Source organism: Blautia sp. Marseille-P2398, assembly GCF_964240315.1.
Classification (GTDB): Bacteria; Bacillota; Clostridia; order Lachnospirales; family Lachnospiraceae; genus Blautia_A; species Blautia_A wexlerae.
In genome coordinates this window covers 1-20,644 of record NZ_CAXSTD010000022.1, presented here as the reverse complement: position 1 = coordinate 20,644, position 20,644 = coordinate 1, and the positions used below count along the sequence as shown (strand labels likewise).

Annotated in this window: 16 protein-coding genes; 2 read left to right on the top strand and 14 right to left on the bottom strand. The window is 38.9% G+C overall.

The features are described 5' to 3' along the window. Positions 1–14 precede the first annotated feature (14 nt). The 5 genes from ACESZG_RS17785 to ACESZG_RS17765 all read right to left on the bottom strand — a co-directional run bounded on the left by ACESZG_RS17785 (position 15) and on the right by ACESZG_RS17765 (position 5,588). Positions 15–1,346 carry an ATP-binding protein gene (locus tag ACESZG_RS17785; protein WP_195481399.1) on the bottom strand — a complete coding sequence of 444 codons (1,332 nt, stop codon included), beginning with the start codon at positions 1,344–1,346 and terminating at the stop codon, positions 15–17. Positions 1,347–1,635: 289 nt separating this feature from the next. Further along, on the bottom strand, positions 1,636–2,451 hold the full coding sequence (locus tag ACESZG_RS17780) for an MBL fold metallo-hydrolase (protein ID WP_118247770.1): 816 nt from the start codon (positions 2,449–2,451) through the stop codon (positions 1,636–1,638). A 56-nt stretch (positions 2,452–2,507) separates the two neighbouring features. Further along, positions 2,508–3,335, bottom strand: coding sequence for a carbohydrate ABC transporter permease (locus tag ACESZG_RS17775; RefSeq protein ID WP_118247769.1), 828 nt, complete (start codon positions 3,333–3,335; stop codon positions 2,508–2,510). Next, positions 3,335–4,198 (bottom strand): carbohydrate ABC transporter permease, encoded by an 864-nt coding sequence (locus ACESZG_RS17770; protein ID WP_119246025.1) that lies wholly within the window; start codon positions 4,196–4,198, stop codon positions 3,335–3,337. Before ACESZG_RS17770 ends, ACESZG_RS17775 begins: the two co-directional genes overlap by 1 nt. A gap of 58 nt (positions 4,199–4,256) precedes the next feature. Next, a complete protein-coding gene (locus tag ACESZG_RS17765; protein WP_373218864.1) occupies positions 4,257–5,588 on the bottom strand; it encodes an ABC transporter substrate-binding protein in 1,332 nt (443 codons plus the stop codon). 174 nt (positions 5,589–5,762) lie between these two features. Here ACESZG_RS17765 and ACESZG_RS17760 point away from each other — a divergent pair, with 174 nt between their 5' ends. Next, on the top strand, positions 5,763–7,520 hold the full coding sequence (locus ACESZG_RS17760; RefSeq protein ID WP_119246023.1) for a sensor histidine kinase: 1,758 nt from the start codon (positions 5,763–5,765) through the stop codon (positions 7,518–7,520). After that, positions 7,517–9,106: a response regulator gene (locus ACESZG_RS17755; protein WP_173679180.1), complete on the top strand. Its 1,590-nt coding sequence runs from the start codon at positions 7,517–7,519 to the stop codon at positions 9,104–9,106. The genes ACESZG_RS17760 and ACESZG_RS17755 overlap by 4 nt, the downstream gene beginning before the upstream one ends. A gap of 129 nt (positions 9,107–9,235) precedes the next feature. Here the strand turns inward: ACESZG_RS17755 and ACESZG_RS17750 are convergent, their stop codons facing one another. From ACESZG_RS17750 to ACESZG_RS17710, 9 genes are all read right to left on the bottom strand, one after another. Beyond that, on the bottom strand, positions 9,236–12,382 hold the full coding sequence (locus ACESZG_RS17750) for a response regulator (protein WP_373218862.1): 3,147 nt from the start codon (positions 12,380–12,382) through the stop codon (positions 9,236–9,238). A 326-nt stretch (positions 12,383–12,708) separates the two neighbouring features. Next, positions 12,709–13,536, bottom strand: a complete 828-nt coding sequence (locus ACESZG_RS17745; protein ID WP_020993239.1) for a carbohydrate ABC transporter permease — start codon at positions 13,534–13,536, stop codon at positions 12,709–12,711. Next, entirely contained in the window at positions 13,529–14,428 is a 900-nt protein-coding gene (locus ACESZG_RS17740; RefSeq protein WP_020993240.1) for a carbohydrate ABC transporter permease, read from the bottom strand. Before ACESZG_RS17740 ends, ACESZG_RS17745 begins: the two co-directional genes overlap by 8 nt. Positions 14,429–14,625: 197 nt before the next feature. Beyond that, positions 14,626–15,915: an ABC transporter substrate-binding protein gene (locus tag ACESZG_RS17735; RefSeq protein WP_055054103.1), complete on the bottom strand. Its 1,290-nt coding sequence runs from the start codon at positions 15,913–15,915 to the stop codon at positions 14,626–14,628. 326 nt (positions 15,916–16,241) lie between these two features. Beyond that, positions 16,242–16,751, bottom strand: coding sequence for a hypothetical protein (locus tag ACESZG_RS17730; protein WP_226840139.1), 510 nt, complete (start codon positions 16,749–16,751; stop codon positions 16,242–16,244). A 7-nt stretch (positions 16,752–16,758) separates the two neighbouring features. Next, entirely contained in the window at positions 16,759–17,697 is a 939-nt protein-coding gene (locus tag ACESZG_RS17725) for a helix-turn-helix transcriptional regulator (protein ID WP_020993241.1), read from the bottom strand. A gap of 242 nt (positions 17,698–17,939) precedes the next feature. Continuing rightward, the gene (locus tag ACESZG_RS17720; protein WP_022380178.1) at positions 17,940–18,851 is read right to left on the bottom strand and encodes a 4Fe-4S binding protein; all 912 of its coding nucleotides are present in this window, start codon (positions 18,849–18,851) and stop codon (positions 17,940–17,942) included. Then, positions 18,852–19,016, bottom strand: coding sequence for a CD1871A family CXXC motif-containing protein (locus ACESZG_RS17715; RefSeq protein WP_044996303.1), 165 nt, complete (start codon positions 19,014–19,016; stop codon positions 18,852–18,854). 3 nt (positions 19,017–19,019) lie between these two features. Continuing rightward, on the bottom strand, positions 19,020–20,222 hold the full coding sequence (locus tag ACESZG_RS17710) for a TlpA disulfide reductase family protein (protein ID WP_022380176.1): 1,203 nt from the start codon (positions 20,220–20,222) through the stop codon (positions 19,020–19,022). Between the last annotated feature and the right edge of the window lie 422 nt (positions 20,223–20,644).

Genomic DNA, 20,644 nt, shown 5'->3' with positions numbered 1-20,644 from the left:
CCTCCACATAGCTATCATTTTCCCCTGAGATATCGTTTTAATAAGAACGTACAGAAATATGGGAATGTGTAAATCCCGTCTTCTATTCCAACATTGCTGTCTGCAAGTTTTATTCCCCAGTGAATATCTCCATAAGAATCACCGGATATCAATTGCCTCAATGACTTAGACCGGTTCCTGTTCGCCTTCACTTCTACCGGAACCAGCTCATCCTTTGTTCTTACAAAAAAATCTTCTTCCAAGGTAGCATTTTCTTTTTTATAATAATATAGTCCAAGCCCCTGTTTCACAAACGCCTCTGCTACAAAATTTTCATATAAAGCACCTTTGTATACTCCAAGATTTTTATTCGCCCGAAGGTCTTCTTGTGCTTCCTCATCTAATGAAGCAATCAGCAATCCTGTATCTGGATAATAGATTTTGAATTTTGAGTCATCATGATTTCCCTTTAATGGGAGCTCCGGATACTGCAGACAATAGCATACAGAAATCACACCTGCATCTTCGAGCCAGGTTATACATCCCATATATTCTCGACTTCTGGCTTTTTTATCTATTTTACTTAATTGAAATTTTTTATTTTCTTTTGCAAGCTGTACAGGTACGTTCCGATAGACGCTTACAATTTTAGTCTGATCCAGACCTTCAGCGTATTTTCTGATATCCTCTTCATAATCCATCTGGATCTGTCTCTGGATTTCCAGAGTATCTGTAAAAAGATTCCTTTCAATATATACTTTTACTACTGCAGGCATACCGCCAAGTACACAATATTCCAAAAACAATTTTTTATAGACTGATAATTCGGTTTCTGAAAATGGAGTTCCTGTCTGCATATGTTTCAGGATATCTTCAATGTGCTTCTCTGAGTATCCTTTCGCCCACAGAAATTCTTCAAAATCCATCGAAAACATTTCATAATCTGTTTTATATCCCACACTGTTACTATGAATTTTTCTGTAATTGATTCCAAGCAAAGAACCACTGCATATGACATCAAATCTTCCGTCTATACTAAATGACTTCAGAGCAGTTGCAATATCCGGAAACTCCTGTAATTCATCAAAAATAATCACAGTGTCACCTACTATAAATCTTTTTGATGTATCTATCATAGAAATATTTTTTATAATATCTTCAACAGCATATCCGTCACTTAATATTGTTTTATATTTAGGTTCCAGAACAAAATTAATACTCACAATATTACTGTAATTTTGTTCTGTAAAATGATTAATAGATTCCGTTTTTCCAATCTGCCTTGCACCTTTTATAATTAACGGAAGTCTTTCTTCATTTTTTTTCCACTCTAACAGATACTCATCTATCTTTCTTTTTAAATACATAGAACCGCCTCCTTCTTCAAAGCTATCACGTTTTATGAGGATTTGTCAATTTATTTTTCACGTTTTATGAGCCTTTATTCATAATATTTTCACGTTTTTAACTCAATTTCTCATCTTCGCACTACATCATAGACATTCCATCTCCACATACAGAAAAATGTCCCAGGTTAGCTACCAAGGACATTTTTCGTGTTTTTATACTTACAATATACAATTTTTTAGTCATACCGTTAGAGTTCACTTGAAACAATACTATTAACTCACCTCACGTAATAGCTTCAAATTCTCTTTATTTATCCTCTGAATGTAATGCTGCAAAATCTCCATTATAAAGTCGACTGTCTTTATACTTATAAAACGGTGCATGGAAAAAATGAACCTTTTCAACTTTTGCCTGTAATTCACCAGATAAAATCATTTCCCCACATGTCAGTGTTTCTTCTGCTTTTTCAATTGGAATCAGACAATGCCCACCGCCACAGATGTCAAATGAATCTTTTCTTGCAAAAATTCTTTTTCCAGCCTCATACCATTCCTTCAGTAAAGCCTCTCGATCCTTGGCCGGAGCACAGATCAGTTCCAAATCATTTACACTGTCACCGGAAAACAAAATTCTATCCTCTTCATCCAGAATACATACAGATCCAGCCGTATGTCCTGTCATCTCATATATAACTAGCTTTTTATCTCCAAGGTCAAAAATGTCCCCTTCTTTCATAAAACGAAACTCTGGTTTCTTATCATTTTTTAGTTCTTCCGCAATACTCAAGCTTCCAGGTGCAACAGCACCGGCACTTTCCATATTCTTTAAATATCTTTCTCGATCTTCTACCTTTATATTCAGCGCAGCCTGATAATCTCTTTCATTAATATAAGCCTCTATAAACTGACCACATCCGCCAGCATGGTCTACATGTCCATGAGTAATCAGCACAACATAGGGATTGTCTACCAAAGACTCTACCAGCCCCTTAAAATCACCGATTCCAGTTCCTGCATCAATTACTGCAGACATTTTACTACCCTTTACTACATACATGGCATTCAATCCACTCTCATCAACATGCCAAACACCTTTTTTTATTTCATTTACAGTCCAACACATATTTTCTATCTCCTTTTTCCGTATTAACCGTCACTATTCATCACAGCCAGTAAAACTTAACCTTTCACCGCTCCCTCAGTTACACCTTTAATAATGTGCTTCTGACAAAGAACATAAAAAATAATTACCGGAATAATTGCCATAACAAGCGCCGCAGAACCAAGATTCCATTTCTTTGTGTAAGCACCAAAGAACAGATAAGTCCGAAGAGGAAGAGTTTGCGTTCCACTTCGGTTGATTGTCAACGATGGGAGTAAATAATCATTCCAAAGAGACATAACATTCAAGATTGCAACGGTTACTGCAATTCCCTTAATCAGGGGCAACACAATTGTAAAGAATATTCTTGGCTGGCTGGCACCATCAATTGACGCAGCCTCTTCTAACTCTACCGGAACATTTTTCATAAATCCATGGAACAAAATGATCGACATAGAAGAACCAAATCCAAGATTTACAAGCATCAGTCCTGGCATATTAATCATATTTAATTTTCCCATTTCTGCCAGTAATGGAAGCATAACACACTGAAATGGAACAAGCACTGCAACAGAAAAAATGGTAAATATCAGTTTGCTTGTTTTTGTCTTATATCGTACCAGTACCCACGCTGCCATAGAACAGCAGATCACGTTTGCAACCGTTACCGTACAGGTTATGATCAGGGAATTTTTGATGGCATTCAGGTAATCCAGTTCTTTGAACGCTGAAATATAATTGTCCAAATTCAGTGTCTTAGGAAGCTGGAGAACACTAATATAAATTTCTTTTAAAGATTTAAATGAGTTAATAAACAATAATAAAATCGGGAAGATAAAAAATGCTGCCAGTATAATACAACACAAGATAATCACTGTTTTAGAGATTATTTTTTTCCTCTGCATTACATCTCCACCTCCTTAGATTTGGTAAACATCAGCTGGCTTACTGTAATAAGTGCAACTACAACAAGGAAGATAATTCCTTTTGCCTGTGCCATTCCATACATGTTTCTTGAAAATGCTGTATTACAAATATCCATAGTAAGCATTTCTGTAGATTTCGCCGGGCCACCTCCAGTTAAAGTCAGATTCTGGTCATACAGTTTAAAACAATTTGTAAGAGTAAGGAAAAGTCCAATAGTAAAAGCAGGCATCATCAATGGAAGCTTAATTTTCCAGAAACACTGAAAAGAACTTGCACCATCAATTCTCGCAGACTCCAATAGATTTTCCGGAATATTCTGTATCTGTGCAATGTAGATCAGCATCATATATCCACTCATCTGCCATACAACAAGAATAACCAAACCCCAAAAACCTGTAGACTTAGTAGAAAGCCAATCACAAAGCCAGTTAATTCCAAGAAGCTCTCCAACACTGTCAAATACATCACAAAAAATAAACTGCCATGCAAATCCTACCAGCACACCACCTACCAGATTAGGCATAAAGAAAATACTTCTAAATAAATTTTTTCCCTTTATATTCTGAGTTACCAACATAGCAGTTGCAAATGCAACCGCATTTACCGCTATCACTGTTATAATTACAAATTTAAAAGTAAAAACAAAAGCATTTTGAAAGTAAATATCATGAAATGCACTGATGTAATTGTCCAGGAAAACAAAATCACAATTTGAATGGAGTCCGTCCCAGTCTGTAAAAGAATAATAAATACCTGTTATTGTAGGAATTACAACAGCAATACAAAAAGTAATCAAACAGGGAGCAAGAAAAAGCCAGAATATTTTTTTCGATTTACGCATATCGTTTCCTCCATAAAAGGACAGCCAGAGTGTTTTCCGGCTGTCCTGAAATTTTTCTTTATCTCATTTCTGCCCAGTTTGCTTTTGCTTCTTCAACAACAGCATCCCACTCTTTTTCTCCGGCAATATAGCTCTGGATTCCAGCGCCTAATAAATCAGACCAACCATCTGGATAACCACCAAATACTAATGAGAAAGTATTTCCTTCTTTTGCATATGGTTCACATGCAAGACTGATTACGTTTTCAGATGGAAAATCTGCAAAATTATCAAATGGAAGACTGATATTAGAAGTAATTAATGCTTTTCCTTCATCAGACATAAGCAGCCAATTTACAAAATCTTTTGCAGCAGCTTTTTTTGCATCATCTGAATTCTTGTTGACAACAAAATAGGAAGCAATACCATAACAGATATTATCTTCGTCCACTCCCTTTAAAGGCATTGGAAGAACGCCAATGTTCTCACGAAGTTCCGGATCAATTTCATCGATTACAGGAGCAACCCACTGCCCCATCTGAATAACAGCTGTTTTTCCAATACAGAAGGAACCGCCCATTGCACTATCATAATCAACTCCAACCAATGCTTCTGGTTTGTCTGCATCAGGAGAATATTTTACCATCAGATCAATATAGTCCTTTAATGCATCTGCATATTTAAAATCAAGAGACTTCGCTTTATAAGTTTCAAATGCAGTTCCAAACTCTGCCTGAATTGCCGGATTTGCACCATGATTTGCAAGTACCCATGATTCTGCCGCCGGAAGTGAAACAACTGCTTCAAGATCTGGGAACTGATCTGCAAGTTCTCCTGCATCAATAGCATCCTGAACTTTGCCAAAAGCTGCATCAATATCATCGTAACTCTTTAATGTAGAACCATCAATGCCACAAGCCTCAAAAACAGCTTTGTTATACAGCAGACCATAGCACACTACACCTGATGGTGCACCAACTATTGCATCCCCAACTTTACAGTCACTGACATTGTTTTCATATATATGCTCCACCCATGGCTGGTCACTAAGATCTTCAATCATATCGCCAAATGTATCAAAATCTGATGCACCTTCCATAACCACAAGATCCGGTGCCTGACCACTTGAAATTTCAGCCTTTAATGTAGAACACCAGTCTGTACCGCCGCCAACAAGTTCAAGATTAATTTTCACGTTCGGATGAACTTCATTGTAAGCAGCGATTTCCTTCTCATACAGTTCTTTTCCTTCTACAGAATAATTATAATATGTAATCTCGGCATCCTCAAGCTCTTGATATTCATAATCTCCGGATGACTTTCCTTCTGCGTACACTGCAGATACATTTCCGGCAAATAAACCTGCTGTTGTTGCCATTGCCAACAAGGTACTGATTACTCTCTTTCTCATAAATAAAAACCTCCTGTTCTTTGATGTCTTTATTATATTCTCATTTATAGTATTTTTCGATTCCAGAATAATGACATCCTATACCAAATTTTTTACCACCTCTTTTTTTCCGAATCTCATATGTTATAATAAAAAAGCAGAATAATTTGATACATTTATAAGAAAGAGGTTTGTATGAAACAAAAAATAACTCGCCCCGTCAGTATTCGAATCAAATACACACGTTATGTGATTCCTATCTTACTAATCACATTTCTCTCCATCGGAGCAATTGATACCATATTTTATTTTCATTCTGTGAAGGAATCCTCCGAACATGAACAAACAGCCTACTCTAATACGGCGCTCACATCACTGGAATCCTATTTTTCTCAGTTTACCTCCGATTCCAGTATCTTTTTCTATAAAAATGCAACACAGAACAATCTTATAAATATAACACAGGATGATGGGCTGGAATTCCAACAACTTTTATTAAACGATGCTCCCTATTATCCTTCTTTAAGCATGAACTATTCAGATAATGTATTTTTTATCACTAACAACGGAAAGCTGATTTCAACAACCAACTACTCATCACAGCTGGTATCCGATCTTTCTCCCTCTTACATTACAGAGATTCTGAAAAAAGGTGATGATTTTCACGGATTACCTTTTCTCTTTGGGAGTACTGATGATTCAGATAAATTGTACATATGTAGAAATATTTATCAATGGACTGGAAAAACTGAAACTACAGGAAAGAATCGTCTTGGTACACTAATCGTAGAACCCAAGGCTACTGTTTTTGACAAAATCTTTTCCCTTAATAGTAACGTGTACCAATTTGTTTTAATTGATAATAATCATCATATTTTTAGAAATACTACTGAACTTTCAGAACAGAACATTTTTGAGCTCGTAGAAAATAAACGTCTGAATACACAGACGTATAAATATACAGCATCTTCTTTTTCCACCAGCATAAATAATCTGCAATTATTGCTGATAACTAATCAGTCATTAGTTTATAAAAATGCCCGGATGTTTGTAATCCTGTTGCTTTTCCCCTCTATTCTTGCTCTGATTGCAATCATCGGAGCAACACGCTTTATCTCCCGGAGCATAGCAGATGAATTTGACTATTTTATGGAAAAACTGAATAAAACAAAAGCGATCAATAATGATGCATTTATCCATATGGAGAGTTCCATTGAATTTTCCCAGTTATCCAATGTATACAATCAGACTCTTTCACGTATCCATGCATTATCTGAAAAGATCCATGAACAGGAAATTCTTACAAAAAACATTGAAATTGAGAGCCTCCAGGCACAGATCAATCCTCACTTTCTTTACAATACTTTAAATTGTATTTCCGGCCTGGTAGATATGGATAGAAAAGAAGAATGTCATCATGCTCTGACTGCACTTGCAGATATTGAACGCATGTCCCTGAAAGGCAAGCCATTCAGCACCATAGAAGAAGCTTTGTATTATGTAAAAGAATATACCTATATACAGAAGCTCCGTTTCGGAGATAATCTGTCCATTTTAATTGATATTCCCAAATCACTATACCATTACTATATTCCCAAACTGATCATCCAGCCTCTAATCGAAAATGCAGTGATCCACGGAACATCAAAAATCTCTGACAAAGGTATCATTGCCATTCTTGGAAGTACCAATGGTACCAACCTTCAGATTTGTGTAAAAGATAACGGTCCAGGTTTTTCCCGGGAATTTCTTGAAGATTTTTCCAAAAGTTTTCAGCAAAAGCCAGCCACCTCTTATGGCATTTACAATATTGATAAACGACTAAAGCTCTATTACGGCGAAGATCATGGACTGATCCTACAGAATAATGAAAACAGCGGAGCATGTATCATAGTCCGCCTTCCTTTGAAACTAGTAGAAAAACCAATTGAGAAAGCAGGAAATTTGAAATGAAAATATTACTTGTTGACGATGAATCAATTGCACTTCAGACCATGGAAAATATAATCCGGCAGTCTGACTTTAAATCCCATACCATCCTGACAGCTTCTAATGCAGCAGATGCCTGGACCATCATTCAGACAGAGAATCCAGATATTCTGTTTTCGGACATTCAAATGCCCTGTGAAAACGGAATTAGTCTTCTTCAGAAAATATCCGAATCACAGCTAAAACTGCTGGTCATCTTTGTCTCCGGATACTCTGAATTTTCTTATGCACAGGCAGCTTTGAAATATGATGCTTTTGATTACCTTCTCAAGCCACTGAACAGTGAGGTATTTCTTTCCTGTCTAAAGAAAGCCATAAATGCAATTCAGGAACAGGAAAATATGGAAAAGCAGAAAAAAATACTTTCCAAATTTTTTAAGGAAAATCAAAGTCTTTTGAAAAAACAGTTTATAGAAACTTTGCTGATTAATCCTGTTACCAGTTTTTCACCAGAACAACTCCGACAATGTCTCTCACTTGGTCTAAACCCGGATCTATTTTATTTAATTGGGGTTAAGTGTAACACTACGAACAGGATGAACATCCTCCAGAATCAGGAATACTATATTTCTTATTCTCTGTCTAAGAAGATCAATAAAGATTATGAGGGCATTGCATCCTGTTATATTGGAAACATTGTATATATTCTCATGCCTATTACATCTGCTGATCCTATTGCTGAAGCCAAAAGTCTGGCCCATTCACTTGTCTGCTATACCAGGGAAAAACTTTTTTCTTCTATCACAATCGGAATCAGTGAACTTGGCAATTCTATTCAACAGTTTCCAAAGCTCAATAAACAGATACAGTATTGCTTTTCCTATAAAGCTTCCGATATTGTTTCACTAGAAGACAGCATTTTATTTTTTGCAGAAATAAATGATTACAATTCCAGTATTATTGAGATTAACGAGATCATTTCCAATCTGATCAATGCCATTCAGACACGTAATCTTTGTGATGCGCTGGAAATCGGAGATGCTTTTTTTTCACTGATACAGAATGAAAATCTGCTCAATCAGCAGGATGCTATCAAACTAGTAGAATTAAACCTCCATATCCAGCTTAAAAATTTCCTGGATGACTCTAAAGATAGTAATTACCTTACTACTCCGATCACACGCTATTGTATGGAACAACCTTGCAGCGAACACAGCAGAACTGTTTTTTCCAACTGTATTAAAAACATCATCCAGGAGCTGTCCAGTGTCACCACACGAAACACAGGGATAATCGTTAATGCTGTTATAGAATACATACATAAAAACTACGAAAAACAAATTGGATTAAATGATGCCGCAGAATTTATAAACCGTAATAGCTCCTATATTTCCCGATTACTCAAGAAAGAACTTTCCATGGGCTTTTCACAACTTCTCACAGAACGCCGAATGGAAGCCGCTAAGGATCTTCTTGCCCATACTACCATGAAAGTATCTGATATTTCAGAAAAAGTAGGCTATACTTCTACCAAGTATTTTAACCAGGTTTTTTATGCTAATTTCCAGATGACGCCTACAGATTATCGTTTTATCATGAAACAGTTGTAACATTCTTTCAAAGACCGCCCACCAGAAATATATCCTAAGAGACTGTCTGACAAACAAAAGGTGCTGACCTGGTTCTGATTCCTACTGTCCCCCAGGTAGCACCTTTTAAAATGTTTAATGTTAATGCTTTTACTTTCCACAGCACCCCACAATGGTTTTCTCCACATCTTCTATCTGAAATGGTTTTGCCAGGTGTGCAGTCATGCCGGCTGCGAGACATCTTTTGGCATCTTCCTCAAATGCATTTGCAGTCATTGCAATGATCGGAATTGTTTTTGCATCTGCCCTGTCCATGGCACGTATGGCTTTTGTTGCTGCAATACCATCCATAACAGGCATCATGACATCCATTAATATGGCATCAAAAATTCCCGGAGGATTACTTTCGAAGTACTCCACCGCCTGTCTGCCGTTTTTTGCAACTGTAACCTTCGCACCGTCATCTGTCAGCAGCATTTCTATGATTTCAGCATTAAGCTCATTATCCTCGACCGCCAGCAGATGCAATCCACGAATATCATATTGCTCTGCAATTTCCTCATCCTTTTTCTGTTCCCGGGCAATCTCAAAAGGAATGGTAATGACAAACACAGATCCAACTCCCACCTGACTTGTCACTTCAATACTTCCATTCATCTGCTCAATCAAGCCTTTAGTGATCGCCATTCCCAGACCGGTTCCCTGATAAACACTACGGGCATCTGTTTTTTCCTGTGAGAACGGATCAAAAATATGACTCAGGAACTCCGGACTCATCCCTATACCTGTATCAGAAATCGTCCATCTGTATGTACAGATCCCATCCTGTACATCTGCAGCCTCCATTACCGTAGTAATCTTTCCTCCCGGCCGGTTATACTTAATACAGTTTCCATAGATGTTCAGAAAAATCTGGCGAAGATGCAGTGAGCTTCCATAGACATAAGGATAAGGGATATTCTCCTTATTTTTCTCATAAATCCACTGAATATCCTCATCTGCTGCCTTGTGAGTGATAATACTCTCAATCTCATAGACCAGATCTTTCAGGCAGATATATTCATGAGTCAGAACAATATGACCTTCCTCTATTTTACTCATCTGCAGAACATCATTGATAAGGGAAAGCAAATAATCCGCTGCTATCTTCATCTTTTTATGATTTTCCTGTATCAGTTCCTTATCCTCAAAATGAGTCTCGTCAATCTTTAACAGACCAATAATACCATTCAGAGGTGTCCTGATATCATGGCTCATACGGCTGAGGAAATTCGTTTTTGCCCTGCTTTCAGCACGCATCTCATTGAAGGCGGCCTGAAGGCGTGCCTGTTCCTGCTCATCCCGTTCATGTCTCTGTGTGGTATCCTGCAGCAGAATAATCGCATAGATCATAGGCACCTCAGCAAGAATTTCTGTATCAAACACCACCATCCTGGTCATAAGAACTGTTTTCTGTACCCAGCGGATACTTCCATCATCTTCGCGGGCACAATATTCCACAGACATATTTGTTTCTCCGTTCTCAAACCTCTTACGAAGTTTTTCACAGTTATCTGTCATGCAGTAACCGGCAATTGTTTCCTGGGTGATTTTTTTCTCATATTCCCAGCAATAATCCCGATAAGAACATGGAAGCGGGTAGTCCATAAAAAGTTCCCGGCTCTTCTGTTCTTTTCCATTCAGTACGATCCTTCTTTCCAGAGCATCCTTTGTCAGATTTACTGTATAGATCACATCTGACAATTCCAGAAGCGCATCCACATAGCTGTCATTTTCCAGGATAGACTGTTTCAGCTGTTCATAATAGAGCTGCAGCTGCTCTTTCGCACCTGTCTGACCTTCAGAAGTCTTTCGGATGGTTTCAAATGCCAGAAGAAAATGATGCAGCTTTTTGTCCTCATCCCAGTCCACCGGAATCAGTGTCAAGCGGTTATATGCCCCCTGTTTTCCGATATTATACTCATATTCCAGAACATCTTTCTTCGTATGCATCTTCTTTTGAAGTTCCGAAATCTGCAGTCCTTCGCGGATATCTGCCTGACTGGATTTTTCAACCTGTTCCTCTATGATCTGTTCCACTGCTCCGGAATATGCACCATCAGAGGCCAGGAAAAATTTTTCACTGGAACGGATTGCCCGATAAGTATCCATCCTGGCATCACAGTACAGACAATCCGAGAAATTACTGCCATGCTGATTAAGCAGCTTTAACAGCTGATATCCCTGATGCTTTTCTGCAGCAGCTTCTTCCCTTTTTACATGATTCTTATTGATATACATGTTTTTGTCTGCGCAGTTAAACAGTTCTCTCATTGTACTTCCGGGAAAATCGCCGGCCAGTGCAAAGCCTGCTGCATAGCTCAGGGGAGTATCCGGATACACTTTGGATTCCTCTCTCATATCTCTGCGCACCTTTTCAAGGCACTGTGTCATCTGTTCCCTGTCCAGTCCATGGGTAACTGCAAGAAACTCATCTCCACCTGCTCTTCCCACAAACTGCTCTGCCGGCATGGAAGCCCGCAGGCAGATGGCAAATCTACGGATATAGGCATCACCGGCTTCATGACCTCTGCTGTCATTAATGCGCCGGAGATTATTAAGATCAAAACTGCAGACACCGGTATCTGCATCCGGTTCTTCCTCACTCAGTAATTCTTCACATTTATTTTTGTTCGGAAGTCCCGTCGCATCATCCAGATATATTTTTCGCTGCAGCAGGCGGTTCATTGCAGCATATTGTATTGCTTTTATGAACTCATATCCGATCAGCAGCATCAACACAACTATATCTGCTGTGATATATTTCTCAAGCAATGATAAGGATGTGGCTTTTTTCTGCGAATATTTTTCAGCCAGACCTGTTGCTTCATCACAGATTACAAAAAACTCCTCACTTTCCGGAATAATATCTGTGTTTCTGGCCCCTTTAAACCTCACAAGATAAATTTTCTTATACAGGTCAGAGAATTTATCATCCAGTTCCTGCATTTTATTCTGAAAATCAACATCATCGAGACGCACAAGATTTAATTCATCATTTCCATTTCGCAAACCGTCAATAAAAGTTCTTATATCATGGATCATCTCATTTTCCTGCTGCGTGGAAAGCTCCAGTTTTATGAGTCTCTGTGTCTCTCCCCTGACTAAACCGGTATAATTTACAATACGGGCCGTTCCCTGAATATCTGAGACAATTCCCATCATTATGATAATAAGGATAGCCAGAATAACTGCCAGAACACCAATACTGACCTGAATAATACTTGATTTCTTTTTCTTATTCTTTACTTCAGACATGGCCCTCCCCCTTTTGTTTTATTTTGGAAAAATACTTTCTGCATTCTAACTATTTTACCGTACTTTTTCCGTTATGCCCACCACAAATTTATTAATACTATATCGATTCCATAAAATAATGCTACCTTTTCGGAACCATATGGTTCTGTATAGTTGCAGTAATGCATATTAATTAAGAGGCTTGCTATAAATTTCCAAACAGGCATCAAAAACACCCGGCAAAATTACTTTTCATAATCTGCCGGGTGTTCTCTTTCGCCCTCTCTGTATAGATTATTGATAATGTCTTCCAGACGGTCGAAGTTATATTTTTCTTTTTCAGTTTTTTATTTGACTGCTCCGGTAATACCTTCTGCAAACTGTTTCTGTAATACAAAGAATACAATCATTGTAGGAATAGAACAGAACAATACACCGCACATCAGCATACCATAATCTGTCACATAACCTGTGATCAGGTTGGCGATCAGCATTGGCATGGTCATTGCCTTGTTGTCTGTCATGATTACCTTTGGCCACAGATAAGAGTTCCATGCATTCATAAAGGTAATAACAGCAGCTGCCGCATATGTAGATTTCATTGTAGGAATGAACATCTGGAAGAAAATCCTTACTTCGCTGAGTCCGTCAATACGTGCAGCTTCAATAATATCAACCGGGAATGATCTGGCATTCTGACGGAACATCATGATCATAAACGGCGTGGAAATAATCGGAAGGATAAAACCTACTGCTGTATTCAAAAGTCCTGCCTTGGAGAACATTTTGAATAACGGAACCATAGTTGCAACCTGCGGAACCATCATAGCCAGAAGCAGGATTGAAAATACTCTGTCTTTCCACTTATCATGGTAAACTTCAAATCCGTAACCTGCGATAGAGCAGATCAGAAGACAGATCACTGTAGTAAGGATTGCATAAAAGAAAGAGTTTCCAAGTGCTCTCCACAGTGGCTGCTGGGATGTAAGATTACGGAAGTTTTCCATAAAATGGCTTCCCGGAATAATTCGTCCACGTGATACATCTGTGGATGTATTAGTTGCAGCTGAAATCATCCAGTATAACGGGAATACTGAAATAAATGACACGATGATCAGAAAAATATAGGTTGGAATCAATCTTCTCTGAATGGCTGATTTGTTTTTCTTAGTCACGTGTATCACCTACTTTCAAATTAATAAATGCAAGTACAGCTACCATAATGAATATGATAAATGACATTGCTGCTGCATATCCAAAGTTTGGTACGTTAATAAAACATGTATTGTAAATATAGTGGGACATTGTGATTGTTGAGTTTGCCGGTCCACCCTTTGTCAGGTTGACAGACTCATCGAACAGCTGCAGTGTACCATTAATTGACATGATAAATGTCATAATAATTGTCGGTTTCAGAAGCGGAACAGTAATCTTCCAGAAAGTCTTCCAGCCATTGGCGCCATCAATCTTTGCTGCTTCATATACAGAATATTCAATATTCTGAAGTCCTGCCAGATAGAATACCATATTATATCCTGTCCATCTCCAGATCAGCGCAAGGATAATTACAATCTTGGCACTGGCGGAATTCCCCAGGAAATTATAGCCGGTAGATAAGATTCCAAGTTTGATCAGAATACTGTTGATCAGACCATCTGTAGCAAACATGGAACGGAAGATCAATGAATAGGATACCAAGGATGTCGCACATGGAAGAAATACACAGGTACGGAAAAATCCCTTAAATTTCAAATCTTTGTTATTCAGAAGCTGTGCCAGAAGAATTGCCAGTATCAGCATGATTGGCACCTGAATGATCAGATACAGGAATGTATTTGCAATAGACTGCTGAAATACCTTGTCTGCCAGAATACGTTTATAGTTGCTGAAGATCGGATCTGCAAATCTCATATTTGCTCCGGCTCCGGTCTGCAGGGAAATGATAAATGCACGTATCATTGGATAAAAGCTCATGATCGCGATCATGATAGTTGCAGGAGCCAGGAACGTCCATCCTGCTGCCCTCTGCTTGCCAAGCAGAGACATACCTTTTTTCTTAGAATTCACGTGAACTCCTCCTTTCAAAAAACTCTGTAACTGTTCAGCATTTTGCCGGACAATTACCAACTCTTTGCAGTAAGATGGGGGACTGCTGGTAGTCCCCCGCACTTACCTGTTTTCATTCACTTAATCACTGTCTACAGATTGCTTCACAGTTTCACTGTTCCCGCAATCCTGACATCATCTGATCCTGCGATCAGAATTTATTCAGTCATCTTGAATGCCAGAGTATCCTGAGCTTCCTGAAGAGCATCTTCTACAGGTGTGCCGTTTACGATATTTACAACTGCTGTGTTGACGCATTCTCTTGCTTCATAATGATACGGTGTTTTTGTGAACTCCGGAATATGAGAAGAGTATTCTACAATTGTGGAGAAGATTGGCTGTCCACCAAAGAATTCATTTGGCTCGTTGTAAACCTTAGATTCACCTGCCGGCAGATAACAGGAGATTGCACCTGCTTCCGGAAGGATTGCATCATAGAAATCTGTGCTGGAACCAAATGTACTTGCAAGGAAATCTTCTGCAAGTTCTACATTCTGGCAGTTGGATGTAACATACCAGGAAGATCCACCATTGTTTGCATAGTTTGTAGCTGTATCAACATCGTCTACTTTAGGCATTGTTGTGATCTGCCACAGACCCTTCTGATCTTCTGTAGACATCAGAGTAGCTGTGATCCAGTTACCATTTACAATACCTGCTGCCTCACCGCCTGTAATAGTAGCGATATATTCATCCCAGTTATTTACAAGTTTAACAACGTCATTCTTAACCAGATCTACATAAAGATTGATGCATTTCTCTGCAACTTCATTGCCTACGATGTAAGCTTCGCCATCTTCGTTTACGAAGTTAGCTCCGCAGGACTGCATCATCATCATCAGAGTATCGCCACCTGTAGCTTCACTTGTAAGAAGATATTTTCCGGTTTTTTCATGAACATCTTTACCGATTTCCATGAACTTGGACCATGTGATATCTGTCAGATCATCAATAGTATATCCTGCCTCGTCAAGGATATCTGTACGATAGCATGCAATAACAGCACCATTATCAAACGGAACACCATAGTGTGTATCATCTACCATGGAATAGGACTGTTTCAGTTTACCAAAATCATCCCAGTTAATGTTGATATCTTTCAGATCTGTGAATGCATCCGGATAGCTCTTCAGATATTTCTGATAGCTGTTGTCCTGCATAAGAACGATATCAGGAAGTGTGCTGTAATCGCCTGCATTTGCTGCTGTTGTCAGTTTAGTCTGGCAGTCATCAGAAGATGTCTCTACGATATCTACAGAAAATCCCTCATGATCTTTTGCATACTGATCTGCTGCGATCTGCATGGATTTGATGTTGAAGTTCTGATCCCACGCCCATACAGTTAACTTGTTGTCATCATCAGATTTCGCAAAAACAGCTGTAGCTGATCCTGCAAAGGATGCTACCATAGCACCGGTCATTAATACTGCGAGTAATTTTTTTCTCATATTATATCCTCCTTTATTAAGCTTATTCTTTCTTCCGAATTGCTTGTAAGCTGATTATAGCATCCGATTTTCAGGTATAGTTTGCATAACCGCACACATAATGTGCAATTTCGACCATTTTATGTATTTTGCACTATTAAAAATATTTAAAAATATATTTTTTGTTCACTTTCTCATTTACTATGTTTTTACTATATAATTTTAATAACGAAGGCCACTTTCATGGACAAAAAAATATATATTTTTGTCTTTAAAAATGGCTTTTGTTCTTATTTCATAAATTTTCCGTTCAATTTTTGTACATATTTTACAGTTTTTAATTTATTTTATGCAAAATAGACTTTTTCAGGATATTGTGTTTTCATCGCATGAAGCAGTTCCTCATTAAGATCAAGAAGCAGTTTTATTTTGTGCCCGTCTTCCCGGATGATCATTGTATAATAAGGAGTATCTTCATCATAAGAGGTATAATCGTATTTTTTCAGCTTCTCCGTTCCACCATTCTTTTTGTACCTTGCAACACTTTCATGCCAGTGCGGTGCCACTGTCTCCAGATTACTCAGTTCCAGTATATGAGCTGTTTTGCGATACTTCTTGCCATAGATCACATCTATTTCAAACTGACCGTTTTCCATCATGTATTCATAATCCTTCTGACTGAATATATCAAAGACAAAATACAGCCCTGCAAGCAGAAATCCCGGAAGCATAAATGCCTGGGAAATCGTGATTCCCATAACCACAAAAAGCACTGCAAAAATAATCATTACCACACGCAGGACTCCGGACATACTCTTTTTCTTTCTTGATACCTGCTCCACAATCTTATAGTTCATAACTTTTTTACCATCCTTCCTCTGAATGAATATAGAAATCCAAAAGCTGCTGTTCATAATTCTCCGGCCGCTTTCTCCATTCAACCGGAGTCACTCCCATTATCTGTCTGAAATTCCTGTTAAACGTTGAATTGGTCGTGAAACCACATTTGTGCGCAATATCTGCCACCGGTATATCTGTTTTCTGCAGAAATTCACAGGCAGTATGAATCCGCACAGAATTAATATACTCCAGAGGACTTACCTTCATATGCGATGTAAACACTCTTCTGAAATGAGTTTCACTGATATGGCAGATCTTCGCCAGATCCTCTATCCGGATATCCTCCATATAGTGATAAGAAACAAAATCCAGTACGCGGGTGATCATATTTGTAAGTTTCCCTGTTTCCTCTTCCACCCTGTCTTCCGGTGAAGCCCGGTTCAGTCTGGCAATTTCTACTAGTAATGCCGCAAGAACTCCACTGGATTCTTCAATATAAAATTCTTCTCCCTCACGCATGATATTCATGATCTTAAGAATTTTTGCAGCTATAGAGGGGAACTCATTCTCTTTCAGAAATAAAGCCTTAGAATATATTCTCTGAATCATTTTTTCAGCCTTTACCGGATTGTTCAGAAATTTTTTCATGAAACCTTCCACATCTATGAAAAGATACTCCCATTTACTGACCGTACCCAGATCACTGTTAGTCGTATGAGCATAATTGGGTGGAATCACCGTAAATTCTCTTCCCGAAAACCGCATTTTAGCCTCACCAAACGCCATAAATCCATCCCCTTCGTAACAGAAACCAATCTCCAGATAATTATGAAAATGAAGATAATCCACATCATTTCCATAATTCTGAACCCACTTCTGTCCCAGAAGAGCCAGGATCGGACTTCCGGCAGGCATCTGATAATAACGGAATTCCATCTTCGGTTTTTTTCTCTTCTTTGCCATACAGTCACCTCATTTTCTGTTCTGTATTTTCATAATATGATTTTACCAGTTTTTTATATATTTTTCGATATTTTTGTACATTTTTCAATAAAAACATACAAAAATACCTGGCAGACTACTTTTTATAATCTGCCAGGTATCCCTTTTCCATATCTGTTGTTATCAATCATTTTATGGGCTGGATCTGAATAATTTTGACTGATAACAGTTCTATACATACCTCTGGTATCACTTTATTTTTTTCATGATTGTGATTTTCTTCTGATTCCACACTGGATTGCATTTGTCGGACAGGCTTTTCGGCATCTGCCACAGCGGATACATTCCGGACTGTTGGAGTTTTCCACAGGGTCTACTATCATCTGGCATGCTTTTGCACATTTTCCGCATTTTATACACTTATCTTTATCCACTCTGTATTTATACAGGGAAACAGGATTAAAGATGGAATAAAGTGCTCCCAAAGGACAGATATATTTGCAGAACGGACGGTAGATCAAAATGGAGAGAATAATCGTTATGATCAGGATCACATTCTTCCATATGTACAGCCAGCCCAGTGCACTGCGCATGGATTTATTCAGAAGTACCAGTGGCAGTCCGCCCTCCAGTGTTCCTGCCGGGCAGATTAGTTTGCAGAAATAGGGTGCCCCCTGTCCCATAATATCCACCAGAAACAATGGAAGCAGAATTACAAATACTGCGAAAATCACATATTTCAGCTTACGAAGCAGCTTGTCGCCTTTGAATGTGCGGATTTTCTTAGGAAATGGAATCTTATTCAGCAGATCCTGAATCAGTCCGAAGGGACAGAGAAAACCGCAGATCAGCCTTCCCACCATAGCTCCGATGAAGATAAGAAATCCCACCACATAATAAGCCATCTTGAAATTCCAACTCCCTATCACAGCCTGAAGAGAACCGATAGGACAGGCGCCAACAGCACCGGGGCAGGAATAGCAGTTCAGGCCCGGAACACAGGCATTTTTCAATTTGCCTGTGTAAATTTTGCCTGTGACAAAGCCGGTAACATGACTGTTTGTAATGAACGCCCACAGTGCCTGGATTCCGTGGCGGGGCCACTCATTGATCTTCATATTTTTTGTGTTTTGTTTCTTATTACTTTTGTTATCGCTGTTCTTTTTGTTACTCATTTATCCTATTCCTACACATTCCATACAGATATTAATGGCTTTTGTAAACACCACTGCCAGCTCTCCGCGGGAAATCCCATATCCCATAAAGCAGACTCCTACAAGCATAAGAATCAACGCCGGCCATTTACTGTTCCATATTTTGCTGGTTTTCAATTCATCCATTTTTTATTTTCCCTCTGTTACATTCTCCAGCTCTTTTTCCACGATCTCTTTCCACTCGTCCAGACTGTGGCTTCCGGAGTAAGTTTCGCCTACAATATTTCCGTTCTTATCAACAAAGAAGGTTTCCGGGAAAGCAGAGATTCCATTGAGACGTCCGTTCATCATTCCGGAATCCGGGATCAGGAATGGATAAGATGCCTTTGTTTTCTTCTGAAGTACCTGAGCCTTTTTCACTGCTTCCTCATCCTGCTTTCCACCACTGCCTACTGTATCCAGTGTCACGCCTACTACTCCCACACCTTTATCCTTCATCTCCTGATAAAGTTTCTCCAGATCAGGAATCTCATTGACACATGGAGAACACCAGGTGGTGAAAATATTTACCATAGTCAGATCATATTTGCTGAAGATATCCTGTGTGTAAGTTTTTCCATCAACTCCTGTTGTTTCAAATTTACCTACATTTGTTCCTTCAGTCGCCTCTGTACTGTCAGAAGTATCCTGTGGCTGGTCAAATGCAGAGAGCATCTGGAAAGGAGTCATTTCTGTAAGTGTTACCTCAATCCCCTCCACATCCTTTAACAGGTCTGCATCTGCATCCTTGTTTGTGCTGAGATAATATTTATATTTACCGTCACTGCTGGTACCCAGTTCTTTATGCTCTGTACAGCCGGTAATCGTATCCAGATCTTTCTGGGATTCCTCATCATACATTCCGATCACACCTACTCTGCTGAGACTTTTCAGCCAGTCGTCATATCCGGTACCCATCTTGTCCACCTCTGCATCCTTCTGCTCATCTGTCAGGGTGCACCAGCTTGCTGTGGCATATGTGACTGCATCTGCATTGTCATTCCATCTCTCATCTGTAAACATGGAAATGTTCTTCTTCTCCATCTGCTCTTTCAGATCTTTGGAAATCCCTAATTTCATTCCAAGGAATGGATATTCATAAGTATCCTGTGCCGGCTGAGCAATCTCTGACGGTTTGAAAGATCCTGCGATCAAGCCCTCGGAAGCTGCCACACTGCCATCTTCTGCTGCCTGAGCATCCTTTCCATCCATCTGAACCGCACCTGCACCGGCTTCCTCTGCAGGTACTGAAAGAGTTTCCTCTGCATGTGCAGTTACAATACCTCCCATAGATGTCACACTTAATACACCTGCTGCAAAAATCGCCATTAATCTCATTCTTCTGTTTTTCATTATAAGTAAGCTCCCTTCATTTTTTACTGTTATGATTTTTATATTACTTTTAAGCCAAGCCGATAAAAACATACACTTCTCTACCTGCTCCTAACCAAATAACTGCTTCACAGTTTAATTGGTTAATTCCTTATGTCTGTCCGCAGATTTGGATTTTGTCCCCGCATAACAGGCATCGTTTTATTGATATGCACACATTATAGCATCTGAGAAATAAAATCTGTGTTAAGAAAATAACTTTTTTCAAAATTTTATTTCATGGCCAGTCACAGACAAATCTGAAACTTGGTGACATGCTCTCGCCACTTAAATCTTACAGATTTTGAAGTGGGAGCTTCCTGCTCAATTGCCCTTCAGGGCAAAGCTAAAACAGGCTATCCCCGCGTGTCCCGCGGTTCTTTTTTATCCGGTTACGGATCTTT